This is a genomic window from Bacillus cereus group sp. BfR-BA-01453 (assembly GCF_022662915.1).
GTDB classification, from domain to species: domain Bacteria; phylum Bacillota; class Bacilli; order Bacillales; family Bacillaceae_G; genus Bacillus_A; species Bacillus_A paranthracis.
In genome coordinates, this window is record NZ_JAKUEN010000009.1 from 21315 (window position 1) to 39872 (window position 18558).

The window sequence follows — 18558 nt, forward strand, 5'->3', positions numbered from 1 at the left end:
TATTCTCCTCATCCCTCTTCGCGTTTCATTTGCAAAAATACCTCTATTTCATCGATAGAGAATCCTTTGCGATATAACGCTTGTTTCATCTTATTTTCGAATGTCCATCCATCATGCTTCTTATATTTCTCATAATATTTATTCCCATGATAGTGTAACGCTTCTTGTTGCTTTTCGTCATCTTTTTCGTCTTTCAATTCTTCCAAACAAATTTGAATCACATCTCTAGAATATCCTTTACGAACAAGCATTTCGTCTAACTTTAGCTTCATTTGTAAAAAGGAATGCTTTTGATAAGATTTCTTCTTCTTTTCTATAAGAATTAAAGCATTCTCAATTTGCTTTTCCTTCGGATATTCTTGTAAACTATGCGTAATAATTAGATCCTGAACACCTTTATTTAACAACTCTCTTTTAATAACAGTGGGACCTTTTCGATTCACATTGCTTTGCGTTCTTGTATATAAAACAGCGTACTCTTTATCATTAATATATCGGTCATGTAATAATTTCGAAACGACTTCAGAGATGATGGCCTGTCCCACTTCTTTTTTTCGCAAAAAATCTTCTATTTCTAGTTTCGTTCTCATTTGATAGGATAAATAGGAGATTGCTTGTAAATATGCTTTTTGTACCTCTTCATTGTACAAAATATTTCCTAACGCTATTTCATCAATTTCTAAGCCCTTTTGTAATCCGTGTTTTATTAAGATTACTTCATTCACACTAAATCCGTACTCTTCACCTTGACCTTTATCAATATAAATATTAAATCGTTCTTTCGATCGTTTTTGGACTTCTATTTTTGTAATGACAGCCATACTCTCACCTCTCTATTATTTTAACATAGTCGAGGAACGTTTTTGCTTTTCAAGAATATATATAATGAGGAGGAAATAATTGTGAGAATCGCAATTTCTGGTGGTACCGGCTTTATCGGTAAATACCTTTCTACTTTTTTTATTCAAAAAGGATATACGGTTTACATTCTGACTCGAAACAAAACGACTGAAACTTCCGATCCTAACCTTCAATACGTACAATGGACACCAGATTTACAAACCTTCCCTCTCTCTTCTATTGATGTAGTTATTAATCTAGCTGGAGAGTCTATTAATAGTAGATGGACAAAGAAACAAAAGAAAGCCATTGTAAACAGTAGAATTCAAACGACAAAAGGACTCATTAAACAATTGCAGACACTCACCATAAAACCGCACACATTTATTAACGCAAGCGCTATTGGATACTATGGAACGTCTGAAACCGAGTCTTTTACAGAACAGCATGAGCCTCCTGGAGATGACTTTTTAGCACATACAGTATATTCATGGGAACAAGAAGCATCCAAAGCACGCGCTCTCGGAATACGAACAATCTACGCAAGATTTGGAGTCGTATTAAGTGCAGATGGAGGAGCTCTTCCAAAAATGCTACTCCCCTATCAATTCTATATCGGCGGTACAATTGGCTCTGGAAATCAATGGTTATCATGGATTCATATAGACGATGTCGTTCGCCTGATTGATTTCATCATACACAAAAAAGAAATTGATGGACCGCTTAACATTACAGCTCCCCGCCCTATAAGAATGAAGGAATTCGGAGAAACCATTGCAGCTATAATGAAAAAACCTCATTGGTTACCTGTCCCTTCATTTATGCTTCGCATTTTACTTGGTGAGATGAGCATACTTGTACTAGAAGGGCAACATGTATTACCTAGTAAAGCAATTGAGCATGGGTATGAATATACATTTCCGGCAATAGACCATGCATTACAAAATATACTTTCGCATACAATGTAGTACTTCTAAAACACAGTTTTACAGAGGGCCCTTTCAAAACTTTTATTTTCTAGCATCCGGAGCATTATTACACAAATAATCTTTCAGTTACTTTCCCTTACATTCCATTAACATTATAAAGTAACAGAAATGAGGTACCTATGAAAATATTGCTCAAACAAGCCATTGTCTATCCTATTACATCCCAAAAATTTCAAGGGGATGTACTCGTTATAGGAGAAAAAATTGCTGAGGTCAAGCCTTCCATTCAACCTACTCAAGAGATGACAGTTATAGACGCACGTGCTCTTCATCTCTTACCTGGATTTATTGATGTCCATACCCATCTTGGTCTCTATGATGAAGGTACTGGTTGGGCTGGCAATGATGCAAATGAAACGTCTGAAGTTTCAACACCACATATCCGTTCTTTAGATGGAATCCACCCTTTGGATATTGCATTTCAAGATGCGGTACAAAATGGAATTACAACTGTTCACGTTATGCCAGGAAGTCAAAACATTATCGGTGGTACGACTTGTGTAATAAAAACAGCTGGAACTTGTATTGATCATATGATTATCCAAGAACCTGCTGGTTTAAAGATTGCCTTTGGAGAAAATCCTAAAAAGGTCCATAGTAATGGCACAAAAGAGTCCATTACGCGTATGGGAATTATGGGATTACTTCGGGAATCATTCTATGAAGCACAGCACTACGGGCATGAAGCTGATTTTCGAATGCTTCCTATCTTAAAAGCATTACGCCGTGAAATACCCGTACGTATCCACGCTCACAGAGCAGATGATATTAGTTCTGCTCTACGCTTTGCAACAGAGTTCAATCTTGATTTACGTATTGAACATTGTACAGAAGGACACTTTATTGTTGAAGAACTTTCAAAACACAATTTGAAGGTTTCAGTTGGCCCCACGCTTACACGCCGTTCTAAAATCGAACTAAAAAATAAAACATGGGATACTTACCATATATTATCAAAAAATGGAGTGGAAGTTTCCATCACAACAGATCACCCCTATACACCCATTCAATATTTAAATATTTGTGCTGCTGTCGCAGTAAGGGAAGGATTAGACGAAAAAACTGCACTAGAAGGAATCACTATATTTCCAGCGCGAAATTTACGTTTAGAGGATAGAATTGGAAGTATTGAGGCTGGAAAAGACGCTGATCTTGTGCTCTGGACCCATCATCCTTTCCATTATTTAGCCAAGCCTGTACTAACTATGATTGATGGAAAAATAATTTACAAAAAAAATAAAAAAAACTAGTTTATTTTTTTGACTAGATAAAGTATTATACGATTATAAACTGAATGAAACCATAATCAATTTGTGTCGTGATTATCATTTTCAAATTGATGAATGGGGAAGGCAAATGGTGCGCCACCAGCGTTAGAAACTGGTTCTAGTGGGTTCGATTCCCACCCCGAAATTTTTTAAAGATTGATATAAAAATTTCGAGGGTGGGGTGTTTTTTCGTCATGCTACCCTCGTGTGAGGAGGAGTTAGTATGTTGAAAAAACGCGACTTACACGACAGCCACGTTCTATACGAGTTAATGGTGGATCCAGCTGTCTTCCCTTTTGTGCGTCAAAAGGCTTATTCTTATGAGGAATATTTATTTTTAACGAAACAAACGATTGAAGCTGAAGAGCGTGGGGAATTAATTTCACGCACAATTTTAGATGAATGGGGTAACCCTATCGGAACAATTACTTTATTTGATGTGCAAGAAAAAGCCGGATTCCTTGGAACATGGCTTGGCAAACCTTATCACGGAAAAGGCTACAATAAATTGGCAAAAGATTCATTTTTTAGCGAACTTTTCTACGAGTTAGATATTGAAACGATCTTTATGCGTATTCGCAAAATAAATATTCGTTCTATTAAAGCTGCAGAAAAATTACAATATGTAAATCTAGCAAACGAAACAAGAAAAGCCGTTTATGATGAAATTAACGCAAATGAAGAAGTATATAACTTATATGAAATTCCAAAAGATCAATATACACTTGCTACAATGCGAGATACAACGTTCCAAGATTCTCATCACTTAAAAGAAGCATAATCTAAATTTTCAGAAATAATAATTAACCATTAACATTTTGACCTATACGTATATCACCCCATGTCTTTGGAAACGATAAATAGTGACTTTAGGACACGAGGTGATTTGTAATGGATAAAAAGAAACGTGACAAAACAAAAAACGCATTATCTAGTACACAAGAAGTTCTCTACCAACGAGAATTTCGTAAAGCAGATCGCGCAGCGGGTTATCGTTCGAAAAGTATTTAAAGTGAGAATGAATAATTAGAAGTTCTCCCCCCTAATTATTCATTCTCATTACATATTTTTTCTACGTGATAGAGTAAAAAAGGTTCCTTATAAATAAGGAACCTTTTTTATGTGGATAACGTTATCCACATAATTTATAGAATTGTGAATAAATTGAATAAATCTTTCAAAAGTTTATATATTGTAACGTACATCAAATGTTAGAATTGTGGATATTTTTCTAAAAATTGTGGATAATGTGGATATAGTTGTTAATATTCCGACTTTACTGTTTAATGAAAGCGCACTCTTCATGTGGATAAGTCTTTATCTTCGAAAATAATAAAGAACCCTCTTTAAACATACAAAAGAGGGTTTCATATTAAGTAAATGATTGTGCAAGAGCAGGTGATTTAATAGGTATATGATTCGGTTCTACATGGTTTTCTGCCAAAATTGTATCCACAATATGATCAGCTGGCTCTGGACGATAAATACTTTTCATCGCTTCTTTCATTTGAAGAAGCCTCATATCATCTTGTAATAACGCCTCTGTTTTTGCAAAAACCTCACTATCATCACGAATGACAACTGCAGCCCCTTTTCTTTCAAAGTACATCGCATTTTCATTTTCTTGTCCTGGAACAGGCTTATATAAAATGACAGGTACTTGCAATGCTGCCGCTTCACTTAACGTAATACCGCCTGGCTTTGTAATCATACAAGAAGTAACACGGAATAGTTCATCAATATTTTCTACATAACCAAATACTTTTAATGCATCAGGATTTTTTTCCTGTAATCCTACCAAATCCTGTTTTAACGCTTCATTTTTCCCACAAACGACAACTACTTGTAAATCAGGTACTGACATAAATGATTGGCATAGTTCTTTTACACTTCCTAATACTCCATGAGCACCTGCTACAATTAGTAAAATCTTTTTATTCTTACATAACTGATATTTATTATATATAATATCTGAATTGATCTTTAACTCAAAACTACTACGAATCGGAATTCCAGTTTCAACAATTTGCTCCGCAGGCACACCAATATCAACCATAACTTTTTTTACGTGATCAGTTGCTACAAAATAACGATCTACTTCCCGATGAATCCATATTTTGTGCACACAAAAATCCGTTAATACGTTATACACAGGAATTGAAATACCTGTTTGCTTTTTTAATTCTGGTACAGCTATAATCGGAAAAGTATTAATAACAATATCCGGTTTCTCCGCTTGTAAAAGTAATTTCAAACGTTTTCTTCCAAAATTAGCATACCAAGATGCTATTTTTTTATCATAAATTTTTTCTACGCCATAATAAAACAAGCGGTACAATTCTTTTCCTATTGTATAACTTTTTAAATATAAATATTTTGTAATATCGGTTATAACCGGATGTGATTCTCCGAACAAATCGCATACAATTACATCTTTAATCCCTTTTTGGCGAAATGTTTGCTCTAATGTTTTCGCTACTTGCACATGACCGTTTCCGTAATGTGCAGTTAATATTAAAACCTTGGGGTTTTTTATCAAACAAATCCACTCCTAGCTTATTGTTTCTCCATATTGCATATACGACAATAGGAAAAACATTTTCCTTAAAAATTACATAAACAGACTCTAATATTTCTCTTTCAGCTATGTACCTGTCGTGGATATGCAAAGCATATAAGATTGACCCCTTAATCCTATCTGTGCTCATATCTTTACATTATACTTTCCTATAAGAGCTTTCGCAATAACTTACAAATGTTCTCTATTCCATGATACTCACTCTTTTACTTCTTAATTCTTTTTACTATTTTGATTTCCCTTTACAATTATGTAAATTTCTCTACTTATTCCTTACAAAAATATGGATATTCTATTTTTAGTATACTCTTTTCTCTATATATACTCTAGGTTTTATTGTAAAGAAAGCAAAAAGCCTAATCCAATATTTGGATTAGACTGCTTGTAAAATATGTCTTGCTTCTTCTACATTTTTTTCAGTAGGTGGTTCTACATTCGCAAGTGGATACTTATGTCCAAGTGCCTCCCATTTATATACACCAAGCTTATGATATGGTAACACTTCAACTTTTTGAACATTAGACAGACTTTGAATAAAGCTAGATAACTTTTGTAGATCCTCTTCATTATCAGTAACACCAGGAACTAATACGTGTCGTACCCAAATCGGTTTATTTTTATCCGATAAATAACGAGCAAATTGTAAAATATGTTCATTTGGTTTTCCTGTTAATTTACGATGTTTCTTTGAATCAATATGTTTTAAATCCAATAAAACTAAATCTGTGTACTCCATTAAAATATCTAGCTTATTTTGGAATTCTGGTTCTTCAGAATAACAACCACCCGAAGAGTCAATTGTTGTATGAATGCCAATTTCCTTACATTTCTTAAATAATTCAATTAAGAAATCTAGTTGTAATAATGGTTCCCCACCACTAACTGTTATACCGCCTCCGGAAGCTTCAATAAAAGGAAGGTAACATGTCACATCCTGCATTACTTCTTCGACTGTTATTTCTTTTCCTTTACCGATCTCCCACGTATCAGCATTATGACAATATTGACAACGTAATAAACACCCTTGTGTAAATATGACATAACGAATTCCTGGGCCATCAACAGTACCACAAGACTCTACAGAATGAATTCTTCCTTTTACCATGTTACTTCCTCCTTTATTGAAACAGCCTCCCTCTGCTATTTATAAAATGCAGAGGGATACTTTTTTCATTTACATGCTTTCATGCATTGTACGGTTAATTACATCGATTTGTTGTTCACGAGTTAATTTAATAAAGTTTACAGCGTAACCAGATACGCGAATTGTTAATTGTGGATATTTCTCAGGATGTTCCATTGCATCCATTAATGTTTCACGGTTAAATACGTTAATATTTAAGTGATGTCCTTCTTTTACTGCATAACCATCAAGCATTGATACTAAGTTACGTACTTGTACTTCATCCTCTTTACCAAGTGCTTTTGGAATAATAGAGAATGTATTAGAAATGCCATCTTGTGCATCTTCATATGGTAATTTAGCTACAGATAATAATGAAGCTAACGCACCTTTTGTATCACGTCCATGCATCGGGTTCGCACCTGGTGCAAATGGTTCTCCAGTACGGCGACCATCTGGAGTGTTACCAGTTTTCTTACCGTATACAACGTTAGATGTGATTGTTAAGATTGACATTGTATGAACAGAATTTCTATATGTTTTGTGTTTACGAAGTTTATTCATAAATGTTTTCACAAGATTTACAGCAATTTCATCTACACGGTCATCATTGTTACCGTATTTAGGGAAATCTCCTTCAATTTCAAAGTCAACTGCAATTCCGTTTTCATCGCGAATTGGTTTTACTTTTGCGTATTTAATTGCACTTAAAGAGTCTGCTACTACAGATAGACCCGCGATACCTGTTGCCATTGTACGAAGAACATTTGTATCGTGAAGTGCCATTTCAATACGTTCATAGCTATATTTATCGTGCATGTAGTGAATAACATTTAATGTGTTTAAATATAGACCCGCTAACCATTCCATTGTCATATCAAACTTATGCATAACTTCTTCATAATCTAATACTTCAGAAGTAATCGGTGCGTACTCAGGACCAACTTGTGCTTTAGATTTTTCATCTTTACCACCGTTAATCGCATATAGCAATGCTTTTGCTAAGTTTGCACGTGCACCGAAGAACTGCATTTGTTTACCAATTCTCATTGCAGATACACAACAAGCAATTCCGTAGTCATCGCCATAGTCAGCACGCATAATGTCATCATTTTCATATTGAATTGCTGATGTTTTAATAGACATTTTCGCACAGTAGTTTTTAAAGTTCTGTGGTAATTGTTTAGACCAAAGAACTGTTAAGTTTGGTTCTGGAGCTGGTCCTAAATTATCTAATGTATGCAAGAAACGGAATGAGTTCTTTGTTACTAATGGACGACCATCCAATGCCATACCACCGATAGACTCAGTTACCCAAGTTGGGTCACCAGAGAATAACTCATTATAATCAGGTGTTCTTGCAAATTTCACAAGACGTAATTTCATAATGAAGTGATCCACAATTTCTTGTACGTCTTCTTCTGTTAAAGTACCATTTGCTAAATCTCTTTCAATATAAATATCTAAGAATGTAGAAGTACGTCCAAGACTCATTGCAGCTCCGTTTTGCTCTTTAATTGCTGCAAGATATGCAAAGTATAACCATTGGAATGCTTCTTGAGCAGTTGTTGCTGGCTTAGAAATATCAAAGCCATGAGAAGCAGCCATTTGTTTTAACTCTTGAAGTGCACGTATTTGCTCAGATAACTCTTCGCGTAAACGCATTGTATCTTCACTCATTACACCACCAGTTAAATTTAAATCTGTTTTCTTCGCTTCAATTAAATGATCTACTCCATATAATGCTACGCGGCGGTAGTCACCGATAATACGTCCACGTCCGTATGCATCTGGAAGACCCGTAATAACACCTGATTTACGAGCAGCTCTCATTTCTGGTGTATAAGCATCAAATACACCTTGGTTATGAGTTTTTCTCCAATCTCTGAAAATACGACTAAGCTCTTTATCCATTTCGTATCCATAAGATTCACAAGCTTGTTCCGCCATACGAATACCACCATATGGTTGTAAAGAACGTTTAAATGGTTTATCAGTTTGGAAACCGACTACTTTTTCAGTCTCTTTATTTAAATATCCTGGTTCATGTGATGTAATAGAAGAAACAATTTTTGTATCCATATCAAGAACGCCACCGTTTTCACGTTCTTTCGTTGTTAAATCCATTACTTGATCCCAAAGTTGTTTCGTTGCTTCAGTTGCTCCCGCTAAGAAAGATTCGTCTCCCTCGTAAACGTTTACATTATTTAAAATGAAATCGCGAACATCAATCTCTGCTTTCCATTTTTCACCTTTAAAGTTTTCCCATGCGTTTTTAACATTTTCTAATACTTGAGTCATCCTAATCTCCTCCATTTTTGATTAGTACAGGACTAAGATTTTTTATATAACAGCTTACACACTTAGAATACTACTTTTTTACGAAAGTGAACGAAATAGTTGTGACATGTTTGTGAAATATTGAGCAAACTACTATATACATAGTGTTAACTTCATTTGAAAGTCTTTAAAATTAACCCTTTCCTTAATTGTATTTTTTTGGTATTCTTATATACGAGTCCTATTTTGTAATATAAAAACAATACCCATTGTAGAGCTGTAATACTCTTATCTCCTAATCTGTTATAGTTTTTTATAACAGAACAAAAAAGTGTACATATGTTGTACACTTTTTTGTTACTTATAAAATATCTCTTTTTCTATTTCCATCATGGAATCCACCACGACTGCCTGTTAATCCAATTAATTGCTCTAACCCTTCTATATGATCACCAATAATTCGAAGTACAGCTGGTGGATGACCTATTTTAGCAAAATGTTCACTGGGACGAATACGGTTCATCTTATCGACCTCAACACGACTTACACATGCAACTTCAAATCCTGAAAGAATAGCTTTCACTTGGGCTACACACGGTGCCAGTAAAGATCTATATCCAATTTCTTTCAAACACTTACGACTAAACGCATTCGGTACAGCGATAAGAGAGCCTACGCCTAGATCTTTTCTATCACAAGCTAAATTTAATGCATATTTAAATGCAGTTACAAGATGAAGCGGTACTCTTAAATCTAAATAATGATTTAAATCATTTAATGCAACATCTGTTCCATCTGCAATAGCTTTCGCAAAAGGATATAACTCACTCGCTGGAATAACAAAATCGCCGTCTATAAATAACACAATTTCTCCTTTTGCAAAATACGTTCCAAGTGAGCGCCCCACATCATTTCCGAGTGCTTCTTTATATACGATTGTCGTTGCTCCCTTTTCTTTTGCAATCGTTGCTGTTTGATCGGACGAACCATTTACAACAACGATAATTTCAAAAGGTTCAATTTTGCGAAGTTCTTCTATAACGTTTCCAATTGTTTTCTCTTCATCTTGTACAGGAATAATGACCGATAATTGCTTTCCCTTATACAAATTAGATGTAACGCCCCATCCTTGATAAAAATCTTCAAAATCTAAAGTATGATAGACACTATCTCTTTTCCTATTTCCATCATAATACCCTCCGCGCTCATCGCTACCTACTATTCGCTCCGCTACAGCTTCTATATGGTCACCTATCATCCGTTTTTCAGAATGAGAAAGACCTGCGCCATACGCAGCATGCTCGGTCGGCCGAAATTTATTTGGCGTAATAACGTCAATTGCACAATGTCGACTAATTCTCCATTTGCTTTGAACTAGACGTAAATGAGCGAGAATAGGATTAACAAAACATTCATATCCAATACTTTGAACAACTTCTTTCGTCAACGCATGAGGTACAGCTAATAAAGAATCAATTTTTAACTCTTCACGCTCTAATATTGCATTTAATATTTGGCGCCATACTGTAATAGAATTAGGTTTTTGCCTTTTTAAAAATAATGCGTCCAAATTATTTAAAACTACATCTGCCTGATTGTATAAAATCGGATTAAGAAATAACTGTAATTTTGAAGTTTGAATAGCAAAATCGCCATCTATAAATAGTAGTACATCACCTATAGCTTCTTTGGCACCAGCTGCACGTCCAACATCATTTCCAAGCTTTTCTGTATACCGCAGTACTTTACATCCTAAATGCTCAGCAACCTCTTCTGTACCATCGTTACAACCGTTTGCTACTACAATAATCTCTATTGGATTTAATCCTTTTGCCGATTGGATAACATCTGAAATCGTTTCAGCTTCATTACATACAGGTATAATGACCGATAGTGACTTAGCCATTATTTTCTTCACGGAACCACTTAATAGTTTCTTTCAATCCTTCTTCCCACGTTACTTCTGCTTGAAACTGAACAAGTTCTCTTAATTTCGCAACATCCGGTCTTCTATTTGGAATTTCCTCAAAGCCATGTGGGTATACCTCTTCGAAAGGAACTTGAACAATTTTCGAAGAAGATTTCGTTAGTTTTTTAATTACTTCTGCTACTTCTTTTATACTCTTTTCATTCTCAGAACCTATATTAATAATCTCACCATTTACCTTCTCATCCATTGCCCGAATCGTTGCCTCTACCGCATCACTTACATACGTAAAACAACGTGTCTGCTCTCCATCTCCATATACGAGAATGTCTTCTCCTTGCAAAGCCGCACTAATAAATCGCGGGATTACCCCTGCATACAGACCATCTTTCGCTCTTGGACCATAAATATTAAAATAACGAACAATCGTTACCGGTAAACCTTCTAATGCGTATCCTAAACATAATGTTTCTTCTAATGTTTTACACACTGCATAACTCCAACGTATTTTAGAAGTTGCCCCGTATAATCGATCTCCCTCTTCAGAGAAGGGTGGCTTTGCCTTACCATATACTTCTGAAGTAGACGCAAAAACTACTTTCTTCTTTCCTTTTAGCGCTGCTTGTAAAATGTTTCTCGTTCCATCAAAATTCGTTTCAATAAGCTCTATACTCTTTTCCATTGTCGTTTTCACACCTAAAATTGCTGCTAAATGAAACACTACATCATGTTGATTTACTAATTCATAAATAGAATTTTTATCTAAAACACTTATTGGAATAACCCGAATTTCTTTCATTAACTCATCATGATATTTATTTCTCCCTTTATAGAAGTTATCAACGATAGTGACATCATAACCTCTTTTCACCAGCTCTTCAGCTAAATGCGATCCAATAAATCCTGCTCCACCTGTAATTAAACATTTCTTACTCATACACTCACCTTCTTTATAATTCCACGTGTATCTACGACTTGCTTTATCCCTTTAAAAACCTTCCAATCGATATTAGAGTGGTCTGTTAAAATTAAAATACAATTCGCTTGTTTAACGACTTGTTCATCCAAAGAAACAGATTGATACACCTTATCTCCAAACTTTGCAGAAGAAATATATGGATCGTGATATTCGATTTCATATCCTTCTTTTATTAACAATTCAATAATTGGTAAAGCAGGTGATTCTCTCAAATCATTTACATCTTTCTTATACGCAACTCCTACAATTAAAACTGATGCAGGTGATTGCACTATACCTTTTACTTTCCTGACTATTTTCTCTGGCATTTCTTCATTAATCACATGTGCAGCCTCAATTAATTGACTAATTTCCCCATTTCTTTTTATTCTCCATTGGAAATATAAAGGATCTACTGGAATACAATGTCCTCCTATTCCTGGTCCTGGCCAATATGGAGTAAATCCAAACGGTTTTGTAGATGCCGCTTCAAGCGCCTCATAAAAATCAATTCCTAAACTTTCACATAGTGTGTTTAACTCATTTACTAAGGAAATATTGACTAGGCGCTGAATATTTTCAAATAACTTACACATTTCCGCTACTTTCGGAGAACTAACTGGAACAACTACATCAAATGTAGTGCTATACAACTCCTGAACTTTTTGTTTACACTTTTCTGTTTGTCCACTAATAACTTTTGGAATCGTTTGAACAGAATAGTGACTATTAGCCGGATCAATTCTCTCAGGGGAATATCCGATATAGAAATCTTCTCCTACCTTTTTCCCTGTTTGAGAAATAATAGGAATGATAACTTCCTCGAGTGTACCTGGATATGTGGAGCTTTCAAAAATGAAGGTTTGTCCTTTTTGAAGGTTTTGTTGTATATAATGTGAGGCTGAAATGAGGGCACTTAAGTCTGGTTCTCTTTGTTCATTAATTGGAGTCGGGACAGTAACAATAACATAATCACTATTTTGAAAATCAGCAATGCCTTGATCCGGTGTGTTCACTATTAATTTTTTTTTCATCAATAAACTTTGTAACTCTTTAGAAGAAACGTCCGGAATATAACTTTCTCCTTTTATAATTGATTCTATTTTTCTAATATCTTTATCTAACCCAAGTACTGTATGCCCTCTCTCTGCAAAATGGACTGCTAAAGGAAGGCCAACATACCCTAAGCCAATAATAGCTACTTTACTACTATTCATTTGTATTCTCTTCTTCCCTTCTCAATTGTTGAATGATATCTCTATCTCTATCTCCATCCGTAAAGCCACCGCGTTCGTCCGTACATTGTAATAAATACGCAATCGCCTCAATTTGATCACCGAAAATACGATCAAATGCTGAAATACGCCCATTTACAAATTCGTGTTGCTCTGGACGTACTCGATTTGTTTTTATAACATCTACTAACTCTACTGCTGTAATAGAGAATCCTTCTAAAATAGCTTTTATCTGAGCTAATGGAGGAATCACAAGAGAATCATAACCAATTTTCTCTATTACTTTTTTATGCATAGCGTGTGGTACTGCTGTTAATGAGTTATTCCATAAATCTGGTCGCTTCGCTATCAAATTCACAAAATATTTTCCCATGCTAATTGGATCTGCTGGATGAAACATATCTAATAAACACTGTAAATCATTTAATGCCACATCACTTCCATCTTCAATAGCGCGCAAAAATAGAATTAAATTTGTTGCTGGAATAACAAAATCACTATCAACAAATAAACAAATATCTGCCGTAGCATACATGGCCCCTATCGCCCGTGCTACATTATGCCCAAGCGTTTCCTCCAACTCAACAACAATAACATTCTCTAGCTTTACTTGTTTAATGGTCTTTACGGCAGCTCCATTCGCAACAACTATAATTTCATCTACACCCGCTTTTTTCACTTCCTGTATAACAGACCTTATAGTTGTTTTCTCTTCTGATACTGGGATAATGGCACTATATTTCGCTTTTTTCTTTTGCAATAAAACTGGTTTATACTTTCCTACAAACTCCCTATCTTTATTGCCCTCAGAAAAACCACCGCGATTACCGTATGTTTCGATTACGTATTGTAAAGCTCGCAAATGATCACCCATAATACGACTAGTCGCTTTCGGATAAGGAGAGCCAGGTGATGTGCCCGTATGGACAGGACGAACTTTATTTGTGTAAATGACATCAACTGAAGCCATATCAGAAATATCTACTCCTCTAGACATCGCCATCGCTTGAAATAGTGCTGGGTCCGCTAAATTCCACCACCCTAGTTTTTCAATCACTTCACGACTGATTGCATGTGGTATCGCAATTAAAGACCCTACAACAAATTCTTTCTTGTTCAAATAACGATTTAACATATATTTTCCAACCGTCGTATAATGCGGTCGTACTTTTAAATAAACAGACCATGTTAAGTTATTCAAAACAATTTGATGTCCTTGTTGTATTCCTTTAATAAAAGGATATAATTCTTCACTTTTCATGACGATATCACCGTCTAAAAATAAGACAATTTCACCTTTTGCTTCTCTAGCGCCAATTGCCCGTCCCACATCATTACCAAGAGAATATCTATAATAAATCACACGACAATTATGCTGTAGCGCTATTTCTTTCGTACCATCTGTCGATCCATTATCTACTATGATAATTTCATATGGTTCCAACTTCCTTACTTCTACTAAAACTTTTGATAAAGTACTTGCTTCATTATGCACTGGAATCACAACTGACACTCTCATACTTGTATCACTCTTACCCTTCCAAGCGAATATAAGCAATAATAGGAATACGTACAGCTACATCTTCTGGTGGTCCATAAGAAGGAGAAGTACGAATAATTACTGCCCCATCCGTCACAGATAAAAGAACGCCCGCAATGATTTCTACAGCTGTCACAACTTGCACTAGTTCACCAACATGGTTACGTAATTCATCAGTAAATAACATATATAACTCTCCTTTCTTACGCTTCTTTAATTGATATAATACTTGTAAATGGTAATAAAACTTCTGTTCCTATTCCTTCTTGCAGTGTTAAGAAATCATCACCAACTGCTACAATCACACCTGTTAACTGTCCGACTGTCACAGTAATTTCTACGTTTTTACCCAAATACTGTTCTGCAATTTCTTTAAAAGGTGATGTATTACATTCTTTTAAAATGTTACAAATAATAGATTGAAATCTACTTGATTCAATAACTTCTTCCGTAGCTTGCTTAGAGTTTCTTTGAATAAATCTCGCGAAGTTTTGTGAAAATAAAAGTCTTTCCACAGCAGGTAATAACTTATTATCTAAAAAGTAATCTAATTGCCTATTAAACAATCTCGATAACTTTTTCCAATACTTACCGAACAGACACATACACTTCTCCTCCTATTATTTTTAAAGTATAAAAACATATCCATACATCTTAATGTATACAAAGCAGACTCTTTTTGTGATAGGTAAGACATACATTTTTCAACGAAACAATATGTTCTAATCACATAAAAAAAAGACTACCTAAAAAGATAGTCTCTTACACTTCAATATTTCGTAACATCGTATAAATGTCATTATTCACTTTACCAAACGATTTAATATTGTTTTGAATGTTAGATAATAAAACAACATACACACTACCATTTTTACTAAATCCATTTAAACAGTTCCAGCCTGGCATTACACCGTGATTCGAATAACTTCCCGGGTCTACGTACCATCCAAACCCGTAATCTTTTTTTCCACCTGTAAACATTTGATCGTAGCTTTCTTTTGAAATCAACTTTCCAGAGAAGAGCGCTTCATTAAATAAATATAAATCATGGGCACTTGTATATATATCACCACAACCATAAAGTTGTGACATACTTGGAATATTAGGTGTTGTCATATTGTTATTTACTATTTTATAACCTGTCGATGGAAATCTTGTTTGTTCTAGCTCTCTACCAAAACCAGAATGTTTCATACCAGCAGTAGCAAAAATATGTTGTTTAATATACTCTTCTAACGGTTGTCCGCTTACCTTCTCAGCAATATAGGCGAGTATCGAATAGTTAGAATCGGAATACTTCCATTTCTCTCCTGGACCCCCAACACGCTTTTGGTTTCCTATTCGTTTTATCAGTTCTTCATGCGAAATATCCTCTGTTCCCTGTTCATACTCTGGAATTCCTGATGTATGTGTTAGTAAATGTTTTAACTGAATCCCATTACCTTGAGGGAAATCTGGAATATACTTTGCAATCGTATCCTCTACGTTTAATTTATTTTGATCTTTTAATTGCATAATAGCAGTCGCTACAAATGCCTTTGAAATAGAACCAATATAAAAAGTTGTCTCTGAATTATTCGGTACTTGTTTCTCTTTATTCGCCATACCGTATCCTTTATTCAAAAGAACTTTTCCGTTCTTCACAATAACCGCTGTCCCGCTAAATCCTGTATTTTGTAAATATTGATCTAATTGAGCGTTTTCATTAACTTCTTGAGGTGGTCCCTCAGCAGGCTGTTCTGCAGCTTGTGCTTGCTTCACTTGTTCTTCCTGCTCTTTTTGTTTTTGTGCTTCTTGCTTCTTTTTTTCTTCTTTCTTTTTTAGCTCTTCTTGTTTCTTCATTTCTGCTGCTGCTTTTAAAGTTTCTTCTTTCTTATTATGCGCAACAATTTTTGTATACATGAAATATACAACTGAAAATAGTAAGACGATAATGATTGTTCTTTTTATGTATACAATCGGCCGACGTGCTTTCCCATTCGCATTATTTTTTTCCTGATCCATGATTGCTTTTTTCCCCTTACTCAACAATAATTTACTCCCTCTACTAAAGATTTTTTTTAGTAGATTATGGATACGCCATTCTATGTCATCCCTACTTTATCACGCACTGCACATATTACCAACCTATATGTATAAAAAAGAAAAAGAAAATTTACAAAAGTAAGATTGCTGTTAAATTGTTAACAAAAAAAGAGGATATCCTCTAAAAAAATTGATGTCATCAATCTTTTCGGATATCCTCTTATCTCATTATTTATACGTGTTTTTTCATATCATCGGCAACAGATTCAACATTTGTACCTACAATAACTTGGACACTCGTGTTACTTAATTTCATAACACCTTTTGCACCAGCACGTTTTAATGCTGCTTCGTTTACTTGACCAGCATCTTTCACTTGTAAGCGTAGACGTGTTGCACAGTTATCAATAACTGTTAAGTTTTCTTTTCCACCTAAAGCTGCTACGTAAGTTTCACCAATTGAACCTGCAACTGGAGCTTCTTCGCCTTCAGCTACTTCCTCTTCATCTTCACGACCAGGAGTTTTTAGGTCGAACTTCTTAATTAAGAAGTAGAATACTACAAAGTAAATTGCTGCGTAAATTAAACCAATTCCTGCTAGTAACAATGGTTTTGTTGCAATACCGAAGTTTAAGAAGTAATCGATTGCCCCAGCACTAAATGAGAAACCATCGTGAATGCCAAGTGTTGTTGTAATGAATAGAGACAGACCTGTTAATACAGCATGAATACCATATAATACTGGTGATAAGAACATGAATGAGAATTCAATTGGCTCTGTAATACCAGTTAAGAATGAAGTTAATGCTAGACCACCTAACATACCTGTAACCATTTTACGTTTTTCTGGTTTAGCAGCTGCAATCATTGCGAAACATGCTGCTGGTAAACCGAACATCATAATTGGGAAGAAACCAGTCATGAACATACCTGCTGATGGATCTTTTGCAAAGAAGCGTGCAATATCACCATGAACGATATCGCCAGCTGCATTTGTAAAGTCACCAAGTACGAACCAGAAGTATGTGTTCATTACGTGGTGTAAACCGATTGGAATTAATAAACGGTTTAATAATCCGAATAAACCAGCACCAATTGAACCTAAGTTCACGATACCGTGTGCTACTGCATCAATACCACTTTGAATCGTTGGCCAAATTTGACCGAATACTAATCCTAAAAGAAGCATCACGATTGAAGTAATGATTGGTACAAAACGTTTTCCTGCAAAGAATCCTAACCATTCTGGTAGCTTAATCTTATGGAATTTGTTGTATAGTAACCCAGCAACAACCCCTGCAATAATACCACCGAGTATGGCCATATTAATTTTCGGCGTTAACGCCGCTGCTTTTGAAACCTTTGTCATTGTATCTGCTAATTTAGTTGGATCTACTGAACCGACTAAATCTTGAACACTTTTTAATTTATCATTTAACTCTGCTGCTGAATACGTCTTACTTAGAGCATTCGTTGTATTTTGTAAAACAAGATATCCGATTGCTCCGGCAAGTCCAGCTGCTCCACTACCGTCAACAGACAAACCGATTGCAACACCAATTGCAAAAATAAGTGCTAAATTATCAAAAATTGCTGCACCGGCCTGTGCCATAACAGGAATGTTAAATACGTCTTCTTGTCCTAAACGAAGCAATAATCCTGCTGCTGGTAGTACGGCAATTGGAAGCATTAACGCTTTACCAATACGTTGTAAAAACTGCAACATTTTAATTCCCCCTATCAAATTTATGAAATCGTTATCATTATAAGTACGCCTTAGAAAACGCTTTCTATT

At 35.1% G+C, this 18558-nt stretch carries 16 protein-coding genes; 4 read left to right on the forward strand and 12 right to left on the reverse strand.

Annotated features, from left to right (window positions below):
- Positions 1 to 8: 8 nt before the first annotated feature.
- Entirely contained in the window at positions 9 to 821 is an 813-nt protein-coding gene (gene recX / locus MR070_RS17785; protein ID WP_242261720.1) for a recombination regulator RecX, read from the reverse strand.
- An 81-nt stretch (positions 822 to 902) separates the two neighbouring features.
- Between recX and MR070_RS17790 the strand changes: the two genes are divergently transcribed.
- The 4 genes from MR070_RS17790 to MR070_RS17805 all read left to right on the forward strand — a co-directional run bounded on the left by MR070_RS17790 (position 903) and on the right by MR070_RS17805 (position 4108).
- The gene (locus MR070_RS17790) at positions 903 to 1808 is read left to right on the forward strand and encodes a TIGR01777 family oxidoreductase (protein ID WP_242261721.1); all 906 of its coding nucleotides are present in this window, start codon (positions 903 to 905) and stop codon (positions 1806 to 1808) included.
- Between the two features lie 140 nt (positions 1809 to 1948).
- Positions 1949 to 3079: an amidohydrolase gene (locus MR070_RS17795; protein ID WP_000698305.1), complete on the forward strand. Its 1131-nt coding sequence runs from the start codon at positions 1949 to 1951 to the stop codon at positions 3077 to 3079.
- Positions 3080 to 3320: 241 nt separating this feature from the next.
- A complete protein-coding gene (locus tag MR070_RS17800; RefSeq protein ID WP_000914738.1) occupies positions 3321 to 3878 on the forward strand; it encodes a GNAT family N-acetyltransferase in 558 nt (185 codons plus the stop codon).
- Between the two features lie 110 nt (positions 3879 to 3988).
- Positions 3989 to 4108 carry a YfhE family protein gene (locus MR070_RS17805; protein ID WP_000358485.1) on the forward strand — a complete coding sequence of 40 codons (120 nt, stop codon included), beginning with the start codon at positions 3989 to 3991 and terminating at the stop codon, positions 4106 to 4108.
- 361 nt (positions 4109 to 4469) lie between these two features.
- Here the strand turns inward: MR070_RS17805 and MR070_RS17810 are convergent, their stop codons facing one another.
- The 11 genes from MR070_RS17810 to nagE all read right to left on the reverse strand — a co-directional run bounded on the left by MR070_RS17810 (position 4470) and on the right by nagE (position 18489).
- Entirely contained in the window at positions 4470 to 5636 is a 1167-nt protein-coding gene (locus tag MR070_RS17810) for a diglucosyl diacylglycerol synthase (protein WP_000594714.1), read from the reverse strand.
- 412 nt (positions 5637 to 6048) lie between these two features.
- On the reverse strand, positions 6049 to 6780 hold the full coding sequence (gene pflA / locus MR070_RS17815; RefSeq protein ID WP_000238474.1) for a pyruvate formate-lyase-activating protein: 732 nt from the start codon (positions 6778 to 6780) through the stop codon (positions 6049 to 6051).
- Between the two features lie 69 nt (positions 6781 to 6849).
- Positions 6850 to 9099 carry a formate C-acetyltransferase gene (gene pflB / locus MR070_RS17820; protein WP_000195490.1) on the reverse strand — a complete coding sequence of 750 codons (2250 nt, stop codon included), beginning with the start codon at positions 9097 to 9099 and terminating at the stop codon, positions 6850 to 6852.
- A 340-nt stretch (positions 9100 to 9439) separates the two neighbouring features.
- On the reverse strand, positions 9440 to 10984 hold the full coding sequence (locus MR070_RS17825; RefSeq protein ID WP_242261776.1) for a glycosyltransferase family 2 protein: 1545 nt from the start codon (positions 10982 to 10984) through the stop codon (positions 9440 to 9442).
- Positions 10977 to 11942, reverse strand: a complete 966-nt coding sequence (locus tag MR070_RS17830) for an NAD-dependent epimerase/dehydratase family protein (protein ID WP_242261722.1) — start codon at positions 11940 to 11942, stop codon at positions 10977 to 10979. The genes MR070_RS17825 and MR070_RS17830 overlap by 8 nt, the downstream gene beginning before the upstream one ends.
- On the reverse strand, positions 11939 to 13180 hold the full coding sequence (locus tag MR070_RS17835) for a nucleotide sugar dehydrogenase (RefSeq protein WP_242261723.1): 1242 nt from the start codon (positions 13178 to 13180) through the stop codon (positions 11939 to 11941). Before MR070_RS17835 ends, MR070_RS17830 begins: the two co-directional genes overlap by 4 nt.
- Complete coding sequence (locus MR070_RS17840) at positions 13173 to 14717, reverse strand: glycosyltransferase family 2 protein (RefSeq protein WP_242261724.1); 1545 nt, start codon at positions 14715 to 14717, stop codon at positions 13173 to 13175. Before MR070_RS17840 ends, MR070_RS17835 begins: the two co-directional genes overlap by 8 nt.
- A gap of 13 nt (positions 14718 to 14730) precedes the next feature.
- Entirely contained in the window at positions 14731 to 14925 is a 195-nt protein-coding gene (locus MR070_RS17845; protein ID WP_242261725.1) for an LSm family protein, read from the reverse strand.
- A gap of 16 nt (positions 14926 to 14941) precedes the next feature.
- Positions 14942 to 15343, reverse strand: coding sequence for an LSm family protein (locus MR070_RS17850; RefSeq protein ID WP_046953685.1), 402 nt, complete (start codon positions 15341 to 15343; stop codon positions 14942 to 14944).
- Positions 15344 to 15500: 157 nt separating this feature from the next.
- Entirely contained in the window at positions 15501 to 16742 is a 1242-nt protein-coding gene (locus tag MR070_RS17855) for a serine hydrolase domain-containing protein (protein ID WP_000371818.1), read from the reverse strand.
- A gap of 253 nt (positions 16743 to 16995) precedes the next feature.
- The gene (gene nagE, locus MR070_RS17860; RefSeq protein WP_000938880.1) at positions 16996 to 18489 is read right to left on the reverse strand and encodes an N-acetylglucosamine-specific PTS transporter subunit IIBC; all 1494 of its coding nucleotides are present in this window, start codon (positions 18487 to 18489) and stop codon (positions 16996 to 16998) included.
- Positions 18490 to 18558 lie beyond the last annotated feature (69 nt).